Consider the following 20,153-nt stretch of genomic DNA (forward strand, 5'->3'; position numbering starts at 1 on the left):
AATTTTACTTAATAAAGAAATTCGATCATTCTTAGCACTCATTTGTACATTGGCTAACCGATGGAGCAGGAACTGGAACTTTGGAAAAAATTCAAGAATGGCGACGCGGCCGCTTTTGAAGAGATGATCCGGGGGGAGTTCCGTGCGTTGTTCGAATATGGCTCGCGTTTTATCCACGATCGCGACACGTTGAACGACTGCATTCACGACCTTTTCGCCTCGCTCTGGGACCGCCGGCGTTTTCTGGCCGATACCGACAGGATCAGGCCCTATTTGCTGAAAAGCCTCCGGAACCGCCTGCTGAAAGAGATCGATCGGGCGCATTCGCTGACACCCTTCGAGAGCTGGCACGAGAGCGGCCATGTCGAAGAGGATACCGAAAGCAGGCTGATCTCCACCGAAACCGACGAACGTCGCCGGCGGCAGATCGGCATGGTACTGCATTCGCTGACGCCCAGGCAGCGCGAAATTATCCATCTCAAATTTTTTGAAAATCTTTCTCACGAGCAGATCGCCGGGGTACTCGATATCTCGCGACCGGCCGTCGCCAATCTCCTTTCTCAGGCATTGCGGCTCTTCCGCGACAAATGGCAAACCATCCTGTCGTCCTTTTTAATTGTACTAATATTCTGATTATCAGATATTTATATATATTAATGTAAATATCCGGAAAGAATCTTCGGTTTTTTCGATGATGATTCGGGCATTTGCCGATTATCTTTTTGTAAATACGCCAAATGGTGTTTTTGTATGAAATATTATAAAGATTACGATCTGGAAGACTTCCTGCAAGACGAGAGCTTCCGTCGCTGGGTAACCGGAGAGGCGGAGGCTACGGAGGGTCTTTGGGAAGAGATCGTTCGCCTCTATCCGGATAAAAGGGTGATTATGCGGCAAGCCCGGGAGCTCATTCTCGCGTGGCAGGAGCCTGTTGCAATCGTCACTGACCAACAGTTGGAAGATCAGGTACAACGCATTCTGCATACCACCCGCACGAAGCGGCCCACCGGGCAGCTAAGGTTGCGGAGGTGGTTGTCGGTAGCGGCGGTAGTAACCCTGATTGCCGGTTTTGGGGGCGCTTTTTTCTGGAAACAATACCGAGGAACCGACACGCCGGGTGGAAGCGCGGCATATGTGCCGCCGACATCCGGAGCGCTGAAAGAGGTTGCCAACACAGGGAAAAAGCCCATGAAAGTTGCATTGCCCGACGGCAGCAGGGTAAGCCTGGCGCCTTCGGCAAGGATCAGCTACGCAAGCCGGTTCGTACGTGAGAAAAAGCGCGAAGTATATCTTTCGGGAGAAGCGTTTTTTGAAGTGACCAAGGACCCGCAGAATCCTTTCTTTGTGTATGCCAACGGGCTCGTAACGCGCGTGCTGGGCACCAGTTTCGTTGTCAGGGCCACCGATACGAACGTAGAGGTGCTCGTGCGGAGCGGGAGGGTATCGGTACTGCCGTTGAAAGACCTGGAAAACCCCGGGGAACGCAATACCGAACTGCTGCTGACGCCCAACCAGCAGGCGATTTTTTCCGTGAAAGACAACCTGGTTTCCAAATCCATCACCCATATGCCGCTGGAACTGATCAAGCCGGACCAGGACGCGGGGTTTGTATTTGAGAACCAGCCCGTAAGCAAGGTTTTCTCGGTATTGGAGAAAGTTTACGGGATTCCGATTGTGTACGACGCCGCGGTGATGGAGAAATGCTCGCTCCGTGTCGAACTCAGCAACGAACCTTTTTTTACCAAACTCGATATCATCACGCAAACCCTGGGGGCCACCTACCGCGTCAGCGACGGACAGGTGGTGATTTCCAGCGAAGGTTGCAGATAACATTCATTTTTGACTTGACCCATTCATCCTAAACCCTTACCGCATGATTAAATACCGATTATAACAAGCAAAAAGCCGGGAACGGGTCCAGCGTTTCCGGCTTTGAAAATTCCCCTTGATTTAAGCGAAACTTAAAGCTCCCGCTATGGGAGCGAGGAAGGTCTTTGTCGTTTGTGAACACTCAAAAACCATCGTAAAAGTATGAAAAAAAATAGTTTACCATTTAAATATTTGGTAGCTGCGATGAAAGTTACATGCATACCATTTCTGGTGTCCCTCTTTTTTCAGAGCCTGGCCCTGGCCAATGACGGCGTAGCCCAGGAAATCCTGAACCGGGAGGTGACGCTGCAAGCGAAGCAACAGGACCTGAAACAGGTGCTGACAACGCTTGAAAAGAATGCCAAAGTGAAGTTTTCATACATTCCGTCCCTGATTTCCAACCAGAAAGTAAGTATTGAAGCATCCAACGAAAAGCTGAGCAAGGTTTTGAAAGACCTGCTTGCGCCCCTGCAAATCCATTACTCGGTGTCGGGCAATTACATTATACTGATCCGCAAGCCCGACGAATCGTTTTCCGAATCCCCCAAGTTGTTTGAACCGGTGCCCTTGCCTTACCTGCATCGGGTGGATATTGCCGTTAAAGGAAAGGTGACAGGCTCCGATAACGCGGCAGGGCTGCCCGGCGTGAGCGTGGTGGTGAAGGGGACGCAACAAGGGGCCATCACCGGCGGCGACGGTAGTTTCGAACTGGTCGTACCCGACGACAAAGCGGTGCTGGTGTTCAGTTTTGTAGGCTATATTTCGCAGGAAATCCCGGTGAGCAACCGGTCGGTGATCAATGTAGCGCTCGATCCGGATATCAAGGCGTTGAGCGAAGTGGTGGTGACCGGCTATACCACGCAGTCGAGAAGGGACATTACCGGTTCTGTAAGCGTGATCGACGCGGAAAAACTGCTCTCGGTGCCAGCTACCAACCTCGCGCAGCAGTTGCAGGGGCGTGCGGCGGGCGTGACCGTAGGCACGGACAATACGCCCGGCGGCGGTGTGGCCGTGCGTGTGCGCGGGTACGGAACCCTGGGTAACAACGACCCGCTCTACATTATCGACGGCGTTCCGACGAAGGGTAACCTCAATACGATCAATCAGAACGACATCGAGTCGATCCAGATACTGAAAGATGCTTCCTCGGCTTCCATTTACGGCTCGCGGGCAGCGAACGGGGTGGTGATCATCACGACCAAAAGAGGGAAGTCGGGCGTGCCGAAACTGACGTTCGACGCCTATTTCGGTGTGCAGAAACTGGCCAAAACGATGGATTTGCTGAACACCCGCGAATATGGCGAATATCTCTGGCGCAGTAAAAAGAATGCGAACGTTGTGAACCCGGCGACCGGCAACCCCGAGCATTCGCAATACGGCAACGGGCCGGAGCCGGTTATTCCCGACTACATCATCCCCGACGGCGCCTCGGAAGGCGATCCGCGCGTAAACCCGGCCAATTACAGCTACGACCGCTATACCGACCCGCAGTTCGGAAAAACCAAATTTTCCATCACGAAAGCCAACAAGCAGGGCACCGACTGGATGCGCGAGGTTTTCGACGACGCGCCTATTCAGAACTACCAGTTGGGCGTTTCGGGGGGCTCGGAAGTGAGCCGCTACTCGTTTTCGGCCAATTATTTCAATCAGGCGGGCATTTTGCTTTACAATGGTTATCAGCGCTATTCGGTCCGGGCCAATACCGAGTTTACCATCAAAAAGAAACTCCGCATAGGGGAAAATTTACAGGTTGCCTATGGAAAACGGCAGGGTAACTATGGCAATAACAGCGAAACAAGCCAGGTTTCGAATACTTACCGTGCGCAGCCGATCATTCCGGTGTACGACATCGGAGGCAATTTCGCGGGCACGCTCGGAAGCAATCTCGGCAATGCGAACAACCCCGTGGGGCAGCTGGTACGCAACAAAAACAATGGTTACAAGGACCTCAGGCTTTTCGGTAATGCCTATGCGGAGTTCGACATCCTTAAAAACCTTACCGCAAAGACCAGCTTCGGCCTCGACCTGACCGCTTCCGCCGGAAAATATTACACCCCGGTAGAAATCGAACTCGCGCACGGGACCAATGTGAACAGCCTGAGCGAAAACAGGAGCTACGGCTATTCCTGGACCTGGACCAACACCCTTACTTATGATAAAACCTTCGGCGAGTCGCACCATTTGAATGCATTCGTCGGCCTGGAATCGATTGATTCCTACGGCGATTTCGTGAATGCCTATCGCCAGGGCTTTTTCTCCAACAATATCGACCTGCGCTATATCGACGCGGGTAACCCTGCAACGGCAACCAACAGCGGGTACGCCTCGTCATCGTGGTCGTTGTTCTCGTATTTCGGTCGGGTAGACTACGCATTTGACGACAAATACCTCGTTCAGGCTACTTTGCGGCGGGATGCTTCCTCCCGTTTTCAGGCGGCATCGCGCTATGCGACATTTCCGGCGGCGAGCATAGGCTGGCGTATCTCGAAAGAGAGTTTTATGTCCGGCGTCGATTTTGTGAGCGACTTGAAAATCCGTGCGGGCTGGGGACAAACGGGTAACCAGGAAATTGGAGATTTCAATGCCTATTCCACCTACCAAAGCAATCCGAACAGCAGCGGCTACGGGCTGGGCAGCAGTCCGATCGGGTATATGCAGGGCTTCGACCTCGGGCGTTTCGGCAATCCCAACGCTAAATGGGAGACGACTACGACGGTCAACGTGGGTATCGACGCCAATTTGTTCAAGGGAAAGTTTGACCTCAGTCTGGACGTGTTCGACCGGCAAACCAGGGATTTGCTGTATACCAAAGCATACGACCCCAGGCTCGGCGACGCCGCCATTCCTGCCCAGAATATCGCTTCCATGCAAAACAGGGGCGTCGACCTGGGCCTGAATTATCAGGACCACGCATTGGACGGCAGGCTTACTTACAGCATCGGCGTGAACTTCTCGACTTACCGGAACAAGATCGTCGCCCTCGACCCGCAGAATCCCGACGATTTCCTTCCCGGTTTCTCGCTGCGGACGCCGCCCGTTACCCGCTCCATTGCCGGACGGCCCATCTCGTCGTTTTACGGCTACATCATCGACGGTATTATGCAGAACGAGGAAGAAGTGCAAAACCATGCGAAATTCCCTGGCTACTACGATTCCAACATTTACATCGACGGCAAGCGTACACAGGGCGTGGGCAAGTTCAAATACCGCGATGTGAACGGCGATGGAATTATCAACGCTCAGGACCAGACTTACATCGGCAACCCGCATCCCGATTTTACCTATGGGGTGAACCTGAATGTGGGGTATAAGAACTTCGATCTGGCCATTTTCGCGCAGGGGGTACAGGGCAACGACATTTTCAACCATGTGCGTTACTGGACGGATTTCGAAGTGTTCCAGGGAAACCGCTCGAAAAGAATGCTCTACGATTCGTGGCGGCCCGATAACCCGGATGCCAAACTGCCGATTCTGGACGCGAACGATGCCCAAAGCGGCGAGCCTTCGACCTATTTTGTGGAGGATGGCTCTTACCTGCGCTTCAAGAACATTCAGTTGGGGTACACGCTGCCCAAATCGGTTTTATCCAAAATCGGGGCCGATCATCTGCGGATATACATTCAGGGACAGAATCTGCTGACTTTCACCAAATATACCGGCCTGGACCCCGAGATTAACCTCCGCAACTTCAACAGCGGCTCCGACCGCCAGATTGGCGTGGATGAGGGTGTTTATCCCACTCCCAAATCGTTCATCGTTGGTATTAGTCTTGGTTTTTAAAATCGATTCATATGAAAAAGATATTCATACCGGTCCTGTTGCTCATTGCTACTTCCTGCGGGGACGATTTTCTGGAAAAAAGGCCGCAGGGGCAGTATAGTCCCGACATTATTCTTACCACTTCGGGCATCGAAGGCGCACTCGTGGGCGCGTATGCGTTGCTCGACGGCATCGGCACGAGCGGCGTCACCTCGTGGCACGGCGCGGTTTCCAACTGGATATTCGGAAGCGTCGTGTCGGACGACGCCTATAAAGGTTCCGACGCCGGCGACCAGCCGGAGCAGACGTTCCTGGAACGTTACGTCTGGCTTTCGACCAACACCCATATTTACGGCAAATGGCGCACATTGTACGACGGCATTGCCCGTGCGAACGACGTCTTGAAATCATTGCCCAAAGTGCAGGGCCTTTCCGACGCCCGCAAAACACAGATCATGGCCGAGGCCCGGTTCCTGCGCGGTCATTACCATTTCGAGGCCAAGAAGATGTGGGGCAATATTTCGTACCTCGACGAGCAGACCTGGGACCCGGAAAATCCCGAAAGTGTGCTCGTGCCGAATACCGAAGACGCCTGGCCGAAGATCGAGGCGGATTTTCAGTTCGCGGCGGAAAACCTGCCGATAGCGCAAACCGAACCGGGCCGTCCGACCAAATACGCGGCTTATGCCTACCTGGGGAAATGCCACATGTACCAGGGTTTCCCGAAGGGCCAGCCCAATATCCAACACCTCACTGCCGCGAAAGAAGCGTTGTTGCAGGTCGTCAACAGTGGAAAATACAAGCTGGTGGACCGTTTCCATGACAACTTCGCCGCCGAAACCCGGAACAATGCCGAATCGGTTTTTGAAGTACAATATACCGTCACGGCGGCCGACGGTTCGGGCGGGAATGCGGGCGATGAGCTTACCTATATGTACCCGAATGGGCCGGGAGGCTGCTGTGGCTTTTTCCAGGCGTCGCAAAATCTGGTAAACGCCTACAAAACCGATGATAAGGGCCTGCCGCTGATCAAGAGTTTTAATGATTCGAATGTCAAAAACGACGAAGGCTTGCTGTCCTCCGCACCATTCGAGCCTTATACCGGCCGATTGGACGCGCGCCTCGACTGGACTGTGGGCCGCCGGGGTATTCCCTATATCGACTGGGGCATTCACCCCGGGCGGTTCTGGATCCGCGACCAGTCGTACGCGGGGCCTTATTCATCCAAAAAGCAGATCGTAAGCAAGGCGGAATCGGGCAAGACCGGTAATCCGCGCCTGAGCACCAATAACTATCGCCTGATGCGCTACGACCATGTATTATTGTGGCTCGCCGAATGCGAGGTGGAGCTTGGTAACCTCGAAAAAGCCCGGGAATATGTGAATATGATCCGCAAGCGCGCCGCGAACCCGGACGGTTTTGTGAAAACCGACGACGGAAAACCTGCGGCGAATTATGTGGTAGGGGTTTACAATGAACCCTGGAAAGACGCAACCGCCGCGCGCGATGCGGTGCGCTTCGAAACGCGCCTGGAATTTGCGATGGAAGGCCACCGGTTCTTCGACCTCGTTCGCTGGGGAATCGCGGCGCAGGTGCTGAATGCCTATCTCGAAAAAGAAAAAAATCTCCGCACCTATCTCAGCGGCGCCAAATTCGAAGAAAAGCACCAATACTATCCGATTCCCCAGCAAGCCATTGTGTACAGCACAAAAAATGGCAAAGCCACATTGACACAAAACACAGGCTATTAGCCATTTACATCCCCTTGCCGTCGACTTAAGTCGACGGCAATAGGGGGAAATTTATTAAATTAGGATTAAGAAAATGGAAAATAGGACTGATTTGTGCTTTTTAAGTTGTTATTCGCCGAAATTTGCCCGTTAGTATAAGATTCTTGAATGATGTTGAATTCGTGGTTTAAATATTCTTCGCTGGTCGCTGTCACCGGGTTCTTTTTCATGTCGTGTGAAAAAAGGGTCGATTTGCCGGACGACGTAGCCGCCGAAATGAACACGCTGGTGGCGCCTGTCGACTATACTTACGATGTGAAACCGATCCTTTCCGACCGTTGTTTCGCCTGTCACGGGCCCGATGCCAATCACCAGAAGGCGGGTTTGCGCCTCGACGTGGCCGAAGTGGCTTATAAAAAGGAAGCGGAAAGCGGTTTGAAGGCCATTAAGCCAGGCAAACCCGGCAATAGCGAGCTGGTGCACCGGATTCTCTCCGCCGATCCGGATATCGTCATGCCAACGCCGGAGTCGCATTTGTCGCTTACGGCACGCGAGAAGGCTATTCTAATCCGCTGGGTGGAAGAAGGGGCCGAGTACAAACCGCATTGGGCATTTACCAAAGTGGAAAAACCCGCAGTGCCCAGGGTTAAGAACGAGGCGTGGGTACGTAACGACATCGACCGGTTTATTCTTAAAAAACTGGAAGACAAGAATATCAGGCCTTCACCGGAAGCCGCTAAAACTACCTTGTTGCGTCGCGTTTCGTTGGACCTGACCGGCTTGCCGCCGACACCGGAAGAAGTGAAAGCCTTTGTGAACGATAAATCGCCGAATGCCTACGAAAAGGTTGTCGATCGCTTGCTGGCGTCGCCGCATTACGGAGAGCATATGGCAGTGCCCTGGCTGGACGCCGCGCGCTACGCGGATACGCACGGGTACCAGGACGACGGCCTGCGCACCGCCTGGCCGTTCCGCGACTGGGTGATCAATTCGTTCAATAAAAATCAGCCTTACGACCAGTTTGTAACCTGGCAACTGGCGGGCGACTTGTTACCCAACCCCACGCGCGACATGATGGTAGCAACCGCATTCAACCGTATGCACCAGCAGAGCCAGGAAGGAGGCATTATTCCCGAAGAATATCGCACCGCCTACGTTTCGGACCGCGTAGATACATTTGGCAAAACATTCCTCGGCCTGACGGTCGAATGTGCCCGCTGCCACGACCACAAGTACGACCCGATCAGCCATAAGGATTACTATTCATTGTACGCATTTTTTAACAACAATGACGAAAACGGCCAGATCCCGTACAATGGCGAGGCGAGCCCGGCTATCACGCTGCCGACGCCGGAGGCCGAAGCGAAATTGAAATACATTCACGACAATCTGGCAAAAGAGCGATCGGCCATGACGGCCAATGCGGCCAGTTACGAACGCAGTTTCCAGCAATGGCTGACAACTGCCCGGATGGCGCCGGAAAAGGCATTACTTCCCGAGAAAACCGATTTGCTGGGCCATTTTACGTTTGACGAACCGGCCGGAAAGGAGTTTGCGAATCTCGCCAATCCGAAACATAAAGCGACTGCCGAAGGAGACGATAGCCTGTCGAATATGGCTTCCCGCAACGGCCGTATCGGCAAGGCGCGGTATATTTTCGGGGAGAATGCCGTGAGTTTCGGGGACAACTTCGCATTCTTCGAGCGTAACCAGCCTTTCAGCATCAGTATCTGGCTTAATCTGCACGATCCGGCGGTGAGCGGTTCGCTGGTGCATAAGTCGAACGGGGTAATGAACGGCTATCGCGGATGGAATGTGTTCCGGGAAAAGGATGGTCGCATCCGGTTGACGATCAGCCATGTGTGGCCGGAGAACGCCATTGAAATACAAACCGTCGACAAGTTCCCGATGAACAAATGGACGCAGCTGGGCTTCACCTATGACGGTATGAGCAGGGCAGCGGGGCTTAAACTTTATGTTAACGGCCAGCAGGCGAAGGTTACCGTGCATAACGACCACCTGACGGAAAGTATATTGTATGGAAAGAATAAAACCAACTGGTACGTCGACCGGCTGAATATCGGGCGGCTGTCGGACCAGCGGACTAAGAATTTCGAGGTCGACGAATTCCGTATTTACACCCGTGCGATCAGTCCGCTAGAAATGCAGGGGCTTTTCACATTGAAAAACGAACTGCTGGCCGCATTGAAAACGCCCGCGGCGCAGTTAAAGCCCGCACAGCTCGCTTCATTGAGGGATTATTATCTCACCAACATCGATGCCGGCTACAAAAAGCAGATTGCCGCAAGTCTGGCGTTGATCGGAGAGGAGACGGAAATCATGGACAAGCAGATAGACGTGATGGTCATGAAGGAGCGCAAATATCCCCGCAAGACCTTCATCCTCAACCGGGGAGCCTATGATGCACCGGGCAAGCCGGTCACGATGGATACACCGGATGCATTCTTCAAGATACCGAAAGAATACCCCCGCAACCGCCTTGGACTGGCTAAATGGTTGCTCGATAAGGACCATCCGCTGTTTACCCGCGTGACCGTGAACCGCTTCTGGATGATGTATTTTGGTAAAGGGATTGTCATTTCGAGCGACGATTATGGTAACCAGGGCGAATTGCCGACGCACCCCGAACTGCTGGATTACCTTGCGGCGCGTTTCCGGGAATCGGGCTGGAATGTGAAAGCGATGCAAAAGCTGATCGTAACGTCGGCCACTTACCGCCAATCGTCCAGGATCGATCCGGACAACAAAGATCTGGACCCTGACAACCGGTTATACGCGCGAGGCCCAAGCTACCGCATGAGTGCGGAGCAGATTCGTGACAATGCATTGGCATCCAGTGGCTTGCTCACACGCAGGATCGGGGGCAAGAGCGCCTACCCGTACCAGCCTGCGGGGCTATGGGAAGCGCTGGCGACGCGTAACGAGGTGACTTACAAGCAGCAGCACGGCGATTCACTTTACCGGCGGAGCCTCTACACAATCTGGAAACGCAGTTCGCCGCCGCCGATGATGCTCAACTTCGACGCCGCCGAACGGCATTTCTGCATCACGAAAAGGCAGAAAACCAGCACGCCGTTGCAGGCGTTGGTAGTGATGAACGACCCGCAATTCGTGGAAGCGTCGCGCGTGCTGGCACAGCATATGCTGAAAAACGGCCGGACCATCGACGAGCAGATCGACTACGCGTTCACCGCATTGACGAGCCGCCTGCCCGATCCGAAGGAAAAAATGGTGCTGAAAGAGTTGTACGACGAAGAATTGAAGGATTTCAGCCACAATCCGAAACGAATGAAGTCGATTCTGGCAGTCGGCGAATATCCTGTCGACAAAGCCCTCAACCCGGCGCAGTTAGCCGCCGGCACCATCGTGGCCAGCACGGTGATGAATTTCGACGAATTTTTGATCAAGCGATAAAAATCAAAGCAATGAGCCTATACAGAGAACTTGAAAACCACGTTCACGAGCAATTGAGCAGGCGTAATTTCCTCTCGAAAACGAGCCTTGGACTAGGTGCGGCAGCGATGGCGTCGCTTTTGAATGCAGACAATTCGCTGGCCAAAAAAGCAGGGGAGAAAATCCCCGAGGCCGCCGGGTTGCCGGTCGGCCACCCGCATTTCGCCCCGAAAGCCAAACGGGTAATCTATTTGTTTCAAAGTGGCGCCCCGTCGCAACTGGAACTGTTCGACTACAAGCCCAAACTGGAAGAAATGTGGGGCAAGGACCTGCCCGAGTCGGTGCGGAAAGGCCAGCGCCTTACCGGCATGACGGCCGGGCAAAGCAGCTTTCCGCTGGCCGCTTCGAAATACAAATTCCAGCGGTATGGGGATAATGATATGATGATCAGTGAGTTGATGCCGTACACATCAGGCATCGTGAACGACGTCACATTTATTCGCTCCATGTTTACGGAGGCCATCAACCACGATCCGGCCGTTACGTTTTTCCAAACGGGCAGCCAGCAGGGTGGCCGGCCTTCCTGGGGCTCGTGGGTAAGCTACGGGCTCGGCTCGGACAACCAGAATATGCCGGCGTTCGTGGTACTGCTTTCCAAAGGCCGCAGCGGCGACCAGCCTCTGTACGCCAAACTCTGGAGTAATGGTTTTTTGCCGTCCATCCATCAGGGGGTGGTATTCCGCTCCGGCCCCGACCCGGTTTTTTACCTCAACAACCCCGAAGGGATCGACCGCACAAGCCGCCGCAGAATGCTTAATTCATTGGCCAAATTGCAACAGGGGCAATTCGAAAAGCTGCTCGACCCGGAGATCAATTACCGGATGGCGCAATATGAAATGGCGTACCGCATGCAAACCGCCGTGCCGGAGACGATGGATATTTCCAAAGAACCGGACTATATTTTCGATATGTATGGTGAAGATTCGCGCAAGCCCGGCACATTTGCGGCCAACTGCGTGCTGGCGCGCAAACTGATCGAAAAGGACGTGAAATTCGTGCAGTTGTACCACCAGGGCTGGGACCAGCACGGTAACCTGCCCAACGATATCAAGATTATGGCCAAAAGCGTCGATCAGGCATCGGCCGCATTGATCAATGATCTGAAACAACGCGGGCTATTGGATGAAACGCTGGTAGTTTGGGGCGGCGAATTCGGTCGGGGCGCGTATTCGCAAGGTAAACTCACGCGTGACAACTACGGCCGTGACCATCACCCGAGAAGTTTCACGATCTGGATGGCCGGTGCCGGTGTCAAAAAAGGATTCGTGTACGGGCAGACCGACGATTTTGGTTATAATATCATCAAAGACCCGGTGCATGTGCATGATTTTCAGGCTACCGTGATGTATTTGATGGGCATCGACCACGAGCAGCTCGTATTTAAGCATCAGGGGCGGCGATACCGCCTCACGGACGTGCACGGCAAGGTTGTGAAGCCGCTTTTGGCTTGATATGGAGAAATGAAAGGACGCTCGCTCGGACGTCCTTTTGTTTTAACATCAACCAGCGAGCCATTGAAACACCGCTTTTACCGCCGAACTGATGTTCCATATCGAAAACAGCCAGAACATGGCGGCCATTCCGGCAAAGACATAAACAAACAGGTAATTGCCTTGCAGGTGCACATTGTCGGGGTCATTGGGATCATAATAAAGTGTCACTTCTTCGCCGACCTGGTAGGCGGGCGGGTTACGGGCTTCCGAACTGTGAAAGACATGCCACGTGCCGTCCTTTTTTATATAACGGATCGAAGGCGCCAGCGGATATTCGCGCGGCTTCAGACGATGCAGGTCGATTACGACGCCTTTGGTTTCGATGCCATTTTCAACCAGGTTACGGTTGTTACGGTAAATAGTATACGAAATGATCGCAAACACTGCCCCGATTGTGAAAAACAAAAGAATGAACAGCGCGAAGCCCGGTACTTCCTTACTCGTTTCCATTGTTGTTCCGCGGGTTAAAGCCATTGGTAAATCTCCTTCAATGTGCCTTCGAATTGCCTGGGCGGCGTGCCGGAGGAATTAGCGAACGGATAAGTGCCGCGGACCGCGGTGCCGGCGCCTGTTTTCAGGTTTAGGCGGAGGTGACAATACTCCCGGCCCGGATAGAGCCGCGTTTTCATTTCAACGGTCGAATCGTCGATCCAGTTGACCTCGTCGGCACTCCACGTGGACGGCATATCAAAAATCAACTGGTTGTCGGAAACCCGGTAAATACCCGGCTCGGTGACCCAATGGCTCATGCGCACTTCATAGGCGCCGAAACGGACAGTGTAAGTGTTTTGCGGTGATGGGACTTCGTCGGTCATGAACAGAGGAAATAACGAGTATGCTTGATATCTGTAAGTTACCTGGCCCTGGCGAGCAGGTTAATGATGATCCAGAAAATGAGCAGCACACCGGCCACGATTCCGGCCCATTTGAGAACCGGCACGGCATACGTTCTGAATTTGATAAACAGCGTTGTCCCGATCATGCCCAAAAACAGGAAGAACGCGCCAAAGATAACCATCATCATGAACATCGTTCCGACCCCCGAATTGCGGGAATCTTGGTAGTCGATAGCAACGCAGAAACGGTTGCTGACCGACACGATGCCGATCAGACCGGCAACGCCTATACGCAGCATCCACCAGCCGAGGCCGCCGTGCGACCAATACAATGGCACAAAGGAAAGGATGATAGCGGAAAAAAGGATATACCAGGCAAGGCTTTCCAGGCGTGCATTGCCGGCCTCGGTAGGAGGCTGGTTGGGCGCCACCAGCAGCAGCGTAACGGTGTACATTAAAAGCCAGGAAAGTTCAGGACCGAGGAGAAACGTTGTAATGCGGTTAATATGCATGGTCAGAACGGCTTGTAATCCTTCACGCCGGTTTGAAGATCCGCCAGCAGTGCTTTGAGTTTGGCGTCGAGCTCGGCGGCAGTGGCCTTATGCTCGTTTTTCTGGCTGAAAATTTCCAGAGATACCGGGCGGCCGCCATTCCCGTCCAGATATTCCACATTGGCCAGCGATGCGCGGTATTTGCGGTTGGCGCATTCGACGGACAGCACGTAGGCAAATTTGTACACACCGCCTGCGCTGTTTTCCGATCTCGGGACAACGACCGTGATGTAGCCCTGCGTTACGAGGTCGCCGGTTTCCTTATCGTCGACGAGCGTCTTATTGTCCGGCGCCGACTGGCTTACCCACAGGCGGGCGCGTCTGAAAATATCGGTCAGGGAAACGCTGCCGCAATCGACCGTTTCGGTGTAGGCAATTTTACCGTTTATAGCTGGCAGGATGGAAAAAGCGTGCGAGATGCCTGTCATGCATGCGAGCACGACGATCAAAATGGATTTTGACATGATGATAAATTGGTTCGATTTTTAAAATTGGCGGTGCAAAATTGCACACTGGAAAGAGAGGGAGCAAATAAAATGAGCTACCGGTAAATCATTGCTTTTCTTTGAAAAACAATCGGTTAGCGCAATACCATTCAATAAAAAAGTGGCTTGGAGGCCACTTCTAGTTCTCTTTGCTATACTTGTTCCGGTATTCGATGGGCGTAAGGCCCGTGACTTTTTTAAAAACGTCCCTGAATGCCTTGGTATCGGTATAACCCACGTCGTACATTACCTCGGTTACGTTCTTTCGCGACACTTCGAAGCTTCGTTTGGCGGCTTCCACGCGCACTCGGCGCACGTATTCGTTGATCGTGTTGTTGGTTGCATTCTTGAAACGCCGTTCGAAACTCCTCCGGCTCACGCTTGCAATATCGGCAAGTTCCACGATCGTCAGCTTTTCGGTGTAGTTCTTTTCGATGTAATCCTGCGCGGCGAGGATGCCGTCGTCGTTGTGGTTTTTCTGGCCTTTGAAAATCGTGAATGCGCGCTGATTATCGCGGTCGATGTCTATGGCGAAATATTTAGCGGCCAGGATCGCGATGTCGCGGCTGGTGTATTTTTCGAGAATATAAATCAGCAGGTTCCAGATCGAATTGGCGCCGCCGCTGGAATAGATTTTCCCTTCATCCGTGATAATGGTGCCGTCTACCACCTCGACCTGCGGATAAATTTCCTTGAACTCGTCGTAGTAAGCCCAATGTGTCGAACATTTTTTACCGTCCAGCAAACCTGTTGCGCCCAACAGGAATGCGCCGAGGCAAAGGGAAGCGATTTCGGAACCTTTCCCGCGCATTTCGAGCATCCACGGAATGGCCGGCCGGTCGCGCTCGACCGATTCGCGGAGATTGCCGCACAAAGCGGGGATTATGACGAGGTCGGTTTGGGTGACTTCATTGAGCAGCTTATCGATGCGGATCGTGTATTCGCCGTCCTGCGCCTTGATATCGTGGTTGAGGCCCACGAATTCAACTTTGAATTTCGGATCTTTCCCCGACGCTTTCAGAAAGTCGTTGGCCGTGTTGAAAAGCCGGTAGGCAGGGGAAACCGCTTCGATGTAGGAGCATTGGGGGACGTATACCGAAATATGTTTCATGACGATTTTGGATTTAGAAGATGTAAATATAGAAAAATATTCACTTGGCATTTTTACCCCTCGGGATCGACGTATTTACACCCTGTTTGTTTAGAAACAACCTGCCAAATTTGTAATGTCGATCATCAGCCAACCAGGAACCATTTTTATCCAACCATTCACCTTCAACAATCAAAACAATGAGCGAATTGTCAACCACACAAGGCATTACCCCGTTTCTCTGGTACAACGGCCAGGCAGAGGAAGCGATGAACCTTTACACCGGCCTTTTCCCGAATTCACGGATCAAATTGCTGAAAAAATGGGGCGAAGGCAGCCATATGCCAGCCGATCAGGTGATGATGGGCGTCATCGAGATCAACGGACTGACATTACATCTGTTCGACGCCGGGCCGATGTTCAAGTTCACGGAGGCGATTTCCTTTTTCGTTTCCTGCAAAGACCAGCAGGAAATCGACTATTACTGGAACTCGCTCACCGCCGACGGCGGTCAGGAAAGCCAATGCGGCTGGCTGAAAGACAAATTCGGGTTGTCGTGGCAGATCGTACCCGCGATGCTCAACGAACGGCTGGCCAATGGCGACCCGAAACGGGCGGGACAGATGTTCCAGGCGGTGATGGGCATGAAAAAGCTCGATATTGCCGAAATGGAACGCGCTTACAATCAATAAGTGATAAAATGGCTATTTACCCCTTCCTTACATTCAACGGCAATTGCAAAGAGGCGATGCGATTTTACCAGTCGTGCTTCGGGGGCGACCTGCATTTTACGTACCTGGGCGATACGCCCGGCGGAAAGCAGTTCCCGCTGGAAATCAGGCAGCTGGTATTGCATGCAAGCCTGGTGTCGGAGCATGTCCGGCTCTTTGCGTCCGACCTGGGAGGTGAGGAAGGGGTCGCATCGGGTAACAGTATTTCGCTGTGGATCAGCATTACAACGCCCGAACAATTGCAATCGGTGTTTCAAAAACTGGCCAGGGAAGGGGAAATTACCGCCCCGCTTTCGCCCGGCATCCTCAAAGGCCAATGGGCCACGCTCACAGACCGTTACGCGGTTCAATGGATTTTTTCGGCAGCGAGTGCTTCGTGAAAGTTGCGGTTTTGGTTATGTTTGTAACCTTGACGGACACTTATTTTGAATGATTGAATGACTGAATGACTGAATGACTGAATATTCGCTATTCAATCATTCGATCATTCAATCATTCAATCATTCAATCATTTTGCTCCTTCCGTTACCTATTAGCCAACTTCAAACCAACCATCATGAGCCAACAGGAGTACATCCGCATTCGCGGTGCAAGGGAAAACAATCTCAAAAATGTTTCACTCGACATTCCTAAACGTAAGATTACCATTTTCACCGGCGTTTCCGGTTCAGGCAAATCGTCCATTGTTTTCGACACCATCGGCGCCGAAGCACAACGCCAGCTGAACGAAACTTTCAGCATGTTTATCCGCAACCGGTTGCCACGCATCAGTCAGCCGGAGGCCGATGCCATTGAAAATCTTTCCACTTCCATTGTGATCGACCAGAAACGGCTTGGCGGTAACTCCCGCTCCACGATGGGTACCATCACCGACATATCGGCGGTGTTGCGGTTGCTATTCTCGCGCCTTGGCCAACCACACGCCGGTTTTTCGAATGCGTTCTCTTTCAACGACCCGGCCGGAATGTGCCCCGAATGCAATGGTTTGGGTAAAAAAGTAGAACTCGACCTCGACAAGTTTCTCGACCGTACCAAATCGCTCAACGAAGGGGCGATCCTATTCCCGGTTTTTGCCGTCGGAACCTGGTATTGGAAGGCCTACACCTTTTCCGGTATGCTGGACAATGACAAAAAGCTGCAAGATTATTCCGACGAAGAAATGCACACCCTGCTGTATGGAAAGGGGACATACGAGTCCAATTACAATGGCATGACGTTCGATACGAAGTACGAAGGGTTGGTCGACAAGTTCAACCGGTTGTACATTCAGAAGGACAGCAGCGAGATTTCGGAAAAGACAGTCAAAAAAGTCGAGCGGTTCCTGAAAATGGGCGATTGTCCGCAGTGTAAGGGCACGCGTTTGAACGAAAAGGCGCTTGCATGCCGAATCAATGGGCTGAATATTGCCGAAATGTCGGCGATGGAAGTGTCGGAACTGGTAAAAATTATACGCGAAATCCACGATCCGGTTTCGAAACCGATGATCGACACCCTGACAGAGCGTTTGCAACATCTGGTGGATATCGGTCTGGGTTACCTCAGCCTCGACCGTGAAACGGGCACGTTATCCGGCGGAGAATCGCAGCGGATCAAGATGGTAAAGCACCTCAACAGCAGCCTGATCGATATCACCTACATTTTCGACGAACCCAGTATCGGCCTGCACCCGCGCGACGTCCACCGGTTGAACGAGCTTTTGCAAAAGCTGCGTGACAAGGGAAATACCATTCTCGTCGTCGAACACGACCCGGACGTCATCCGCGTAGCCGATTATATTGTAGACGTCGGGCCAAAAGCCGGAAGCGGCGGTGGCGAGATTGTCTATTCAGGCGATTATAAGGGGCTCCTTCAAGCGCAAACGCTTACCGGCAAGTTCATCAACCGCGATTTAAAGGTAAAACCTGCGTTCCGACAACCCACCGGAGCGTTGAAAGTAAGGAATGCCAATCTGCATAACCTCAAAAATGTATCGGTAGATATTCCTACGGGCGTTTTTACGGTCGTGACGGGCGTAGCCGGCTCGGGCAAAAGCTCGCTGATCAATGGCGTATTTCTCTCGCAGCACCCGGAGGCCGTCGTAATCGACCAGTCGGCGGTAGGTACTTCCATTCGCTCGAACCCAGCGACTTATACCGGCATTATGGACGACATCCGCAAGCTGTTTGGCAAAACCAATAAAGTAAGTGCGTCGCTGTTCAGTTTCAACTCGGACGGCGCTTGCCCGGAATGTCAGGGGTTGGGGTTTATTTTTACAGATCTGGCATTTCTCGAACCCGTCAAAACGGTTTGTGAAACTTGCGAGGGCAAGCGCTTCAAACCGGAGGTACTGGAGTATAAAGTCAATGGCAAATCGATTACCGATGTGCTGGATATGCCGGTAGAAGAAGCGTTGACGTTTTTTAAAACCCGGGACATTATTCACAAGCTGACTGCGATGAACCAGGTGGGGCTCAACTATCTTACGCTCGGCCAGCCGCTAAGCACATTGTCGGGCGGTGAGTGCCAGCGTATTAAACTGGCCGGAGAACTGCATAAAAATGGCACGATTTACGTCATGGACGAGCCTACGACCGGCCTGCACATGTCGGATACCGGCCATTTGCTGGAAATCATCGACCATTTGGTCGACCAGGGCAACTCAGTAATCGTCATCGAGCACAATACCGAAGTGATGAAGCATGCCGACTGGATCATCGACCTGGGGCCGGAAGGCGGGCACAAGGGAGGCCAGATATTGTTCGAAGGAACGCCGGCCGACTTGCTGAAATCGAAGGAATCGCTGACGGCGGCGTATTTGCGGGGTGTTCATTAATGTCAATGATAGACATTCGGGGAGTTGATTGTCCTGCTTAACCCCCCGAATGTCGCATTTCCCCAACTTGCCGGTTACTTGCCGTGGCTAGATTTGCCGTCATCAACCACTCAATATCAAGACCATGGAAAAGATCGAGCATATCAACTACATTAAGGCTCCCGTTTCCAAAGTATATGAGGCATTAACTACGCAGGAAGGGCTCGGCAGCGTCTGGACTACCGATTTGGCCGTCCAAAACGAGGTCGGTGCCATCAGCGATTTCGGCTTCGGCGACGACGACCGGGTTTTAATGCAAATTGTGGAACTTACCGAAAACAAACGCATTGAATGGCTTTGTACCCATTCCGATCCCGAATGGGTCGGTACCGGCGTGTCATTCGAGCTTTTTGAGCGGAAAAACGGCGTAACGGCCATTGTTTTAAAGCATTTCAGCTGGCGGGAGCTCACTGAATTTTATCAGTGGTGCAACTACAACTGGGCCATGTTCCTGCTTAGTTTGAAGAATTATTGCGAGAAAGGGAAGGGGCAGCCGTATCAGGAGCGGGAGTTCTAGCTAAGCTGCCCGGCCGCGGTACTGTATCGAATTGACTGTCAATCCATTCGAGGATTTGATCGTGCTCCGCTTCGTTTTTTTATCGGTTCCATCAGAAGAATAGTTTTCTATTGTATTGGACTGTTTGGCATTAATGCGGGCATATTCCGAATGTGTTCCAAACCATTTGATCTGGATCGCGGGCTTGGTTCATTCACTGAAATTATCGTAGTAGGTGAAATCTCCGGTAATCTTGCCGCTTTCGATTGTAAAAATGGTACAAATTGGCAGCGCAAACCTTGATTTGTCCGGAGCGGTGCCGGTTGAAATGAATTCGACGATCATGTGCTTGTCGCTCGATGGGTAAATGGCAACGACGCTGTCCCGGACGTCGGGGATCATTTGCTGCAACTCGCCGTACTTCCTGATGATCTGCTCATGTGTTTGATCAACGATGCCCTCGCCAAGCGACGGGTCCTTAAACTTCGCAGTGTCGGAATACATTGCCGCCATTTGTCGCCAATCGTGCTTATTGAAATGTTCGAAGTATTGCTTGACGAGCTTTTCATTTCCGGAATTCGTCGTTGCCGGCTCCCGGCGGTTGGTTTCTTTTGGTTGGCAGGCCAATGTGAGTAGCGTAATAATGAAAATAAAGAGGTGTTTCATGGGTTCAATTGAGTTAAAGATGATTCGCGAAAAACCTATACATCCGACCGGTCGCATTGGCGATCCGTTTCGCTTGGGGCGGGATATGGTGTAGCCGGCGGCTTTCATGGCATTCCTATCTT

The 20,153-nt window shown here is 52.5% G+C and carries 16 protein-coding genes; 10 read left to right on the forward strand and 6 right to left on the reverse strand.

Annotation, left to right across the window (positions count from 1 at the left end):
- The first annotated feature begins 60 nt into the window (after positions 1-60).
- The 6 genes from ABV298_RS27750 to ABV298_RS27775 all read left to right on the forward strand — a co-directional run bounded on the left by ABV298_RS27750 (position 61) and on the right by ABV298_RS27775 (position 12,283).
- A complete protein-coding gene (locus tag ABV298_RS27750) occupies positions 61-633 on the forward strand; it encodes a sigma-70 family RNA polymerase sigma factor (protein WP_353719386.1) in 573 nt (190 codons plus the stop codon).
- 117 nt (positions 634-750) lie between these two features.
- Positions 751-1,830, forward strand: coding sequence for a FecR domain-containing protein (locus tag ABV298_RS27755; protein ID WP_353719387.1), 1,080 nt, complete (start codon positions 751-753; stop codon positions 1,828-1,830).
- A gap of 243 nt (positions 1,831-2,073) precedes the next feature.
- Positions 2,074-5,649: a TonB-dependent receptor gene (locus tag ABV298_RS27760; RefSeq protein WP_353719388.1), complete on the forward strand. Its 3,576-nt coding sequence runs from the start codon at positions 2,074-2,076 to the stop codon at positions 5,647-5,649.
- 11 nt (positions 5,650-5,660) lie between these two features.
- Entirely contained in the window at positions 5,661-7,379 is a 1,719-nt protein-coding gene (locus ABV298_RS27765) for a RagB/SusD family nutrient uptake outer membrane protein (protein ID WP_353719389.1), read from the forward strand.
- 147 nt (positions 7,380-7,526) lie between these two features.
- Positions 7,527-10,793 carry a DUF1553 domain-containing protein gene (locus ABV298_RS27770; RefSeq protein WP_353719390.1) on the forward strand — a complete coding sequence of 1,089 codons (3,267 nt, stop codon included), beginning with the start codon at positions 7,527-7,529 and terminating at the stop codon, positions 10,791-10,793.
- An 11-nt stretch (positions 10,794-10,804) separates the two neighbouring features.
- Positions 10,805-12,283, forward strand: a complete 1,479-nt coding sequence (locus tag ABV298_RS27775) for a DUF1501 domain-containing protein (protein WP_353719391.1) — start codon at positions 10,805-10,807, stop codon at positions 12,281-12,283.
- 48 nt (positions 12,284-12,331) lie between these two features.
- Here ABV298_RS27775 and ABV298_RS27780 read toward each other — a convergent pair whose 3' ends face one another.
- From ABV298_RS27780 to ABV298_RS27800, 5 genes are all read right to left on the reverse strand, one after another.
- A complete protein-coding gene (locus ABV298_RS27780; RefSeq protein ID WP_353719392.1) occupies positions 12,332-12,775 on the reverse strand; it encodes a DUF3592 domain-containing protein in 444 nt (147 codons plus the stop codon).
- A 14-nt stretch (positions 12,776-12,789) separates the two neighbouring features.
- Complete coding sequence (locus ABV298_RS27785) at positions 12,790-13,140, reverse strand: hypothetical protein (RefSeq protein ID WP_353719393.1); 351 nt, start codon at positions 13,138-13,140, stop codon at positions 12,790-12,792.
- Positions 13,141-13,178: 38 nt separating this feature from the next.
- Positions 13,179-13,673 (reverse strand): hypothetical protein, encoded by a 495-nt coding sequence (locus ABV298_RS27790; RefSeq protein ID WP_353719394.1) that lies wholly within the window; start codon positions 13,671-13,673, stop codon positions 13,179-13,181.
- 2 nt (positions 13,674-13,675) lie between these two features.
- Complete coding sequence (locus tag ABV298_RS27795) at positions 13,676-14,176, reverse strand: DUF4468 domain-containing protein (protein WP_353719395.1); 501 nt, start codon at positions 14,174-14,176, stop codon at positions 13,676-13,678.
- 160 nt (positions 14,177-14,336) lie between these two features.
- Positions 14,337-15,308, reverse strand: coding sequence for a helix-turn-helix domain-containing protein (locus tag ABV298_RS27800; protein ID WP_353719396.1), 972 nt, complete (start codon positions 15,306-15,308; stop codon positions 14,337-14,339).
- A gap of 179 nt (positions 15,309-15,487) precedes the next feature.
- Here ABV298_RS27800 and ABV298_RS27805 point away from each other — a divergent pair, with 179 nt between their 5' ends.
- From ABV298_RS27805 to ABV298_RS27820, 4 genes are all read left to right on the forward strand, one after another.
- Positions 15,488-15,979, forward strand: coding sequence for a VOC family protein (locus tag ABV298_RS27805; RefSeq protein WP_353719397.1), 492 nt, complete (start codon positions 15,488-15,490; stop codon positions 15,977-15,979).
- An 8-nt stretch (positions 15,980-15,987) separates the two neighbouring features.
- Positions 15,988-16,398 (forward strand): VOC family protein, encoded by a 411-nt coding sequence (locus ABV298_RS27810; protein WP_353719398.1) that lies wholly within the window; start codon positions 15,988-15,990, stop codon positions 16,396-16,398.
- 176 nt (positions 16,399-16,574) lie between these two features.
- Positions 16,575-18,830, forward strand: coding sequence for an excinuclease ABC subunit UvrA (locus ABV298_RS27815; protein ID WP_353719399.1), 2,256 nt, complete (start codon positions 16,575-16,577; stop codon positions 18,828-18,830).
- Between the two features lie 124 nt (positions 18,831-18,954).
- Positions 18,955-19,386 (forward strand): SRPBCC domain-containing protein, encoded by a 432-nt coding sequence (locus ABV298_RS27820; RefSeq protein ID WP_353719400.1) that lies wholly within the window; start codon positions 18,955-18,957, stop codon positions 19,384-19,386.
- A 189-nt stretch (positions 19,387-19,575) separates the two neighbouring features.
- On the opposite strand, the gene ABV298_RS27825 is transcribed toward ABV298_RS27820, so the two are convergent.
- Entirely contained in the window at positions 19,576-20,031 is a 456-nt protein-coding gene (locus ABV298_RS27825) for a nuclear transport factor 2 family protein (RefSeq protein WP_353719401.1), read from the reverse strand.
- Positions 20,032-20,153 lie beyond the last annotated feature (122 nt).

The sequence above is a fragment of the Dyadobacter sp. 676 genome (assembly GCF_040448675.1).
In the GTDB taxonomy this organism is placed as follows: Bacteria; Bacteroidota; Bacteroidia; order Cytophagales; family Spirosomataceae; genus Dyadobacter.